Source organism: Rhodomicrobium sp. Az07, assembly GCF_018619475.1.
In the GTDB taxonomy this organism is placed as follows: Bacteria; Pseudomonadota; Alphaproteobacteria; order Rhizobiales; family Rhodomicrobiaceae; genus Rhodomicrobium.
On sequence record NZ_JAHFZG010000066.1, the window covers coordinates 1 to 323 of the forward strand.

Below are 323 nucleotides of genomic sequence, written 5' to 3' on the forward strand. Positions count from 1 at the left end.
ACCACTCGAACTCCGTCAGATCGAAGCGCGCCATGAGAAACTCCCTCGTTTGGGAGTTTGAATCACGACACGCCCGATTCGGGAATCCCCTTTATGGGTTTATCACCTAATACCACCGTATCGAAAGTCTGACTGTAAGCGGTGTTCTGACCTCACCTTCCATTTTGCTCGAACGGCTGCGAGTGTGACGGTTCCTTGAGGGATCGTCTTATGTCTAGGTCACCGACTCGTAAGCCCGCAGCCAGATACGGACTGACGCAAGCTTGACGGATGCGAGGAAATTGTCGTCGCGCTTGTCGTAGCGGGTTGCGACGGCTCGGAAG

The 323-nt window shown here is 54.5% G+C and carries 1 pseudogene; it reads right to left on the minus strand.

Going from position 1 to position 323, the window contains the following annotated elements:
* Window positions 1–214: 214 nt before the first annotated feature.
* Window positions 215–323, minus strand: a pseudogene (locus tag KKP04_RS15350) (IS5/IS1182 family transposase); the annotation flags it as partial.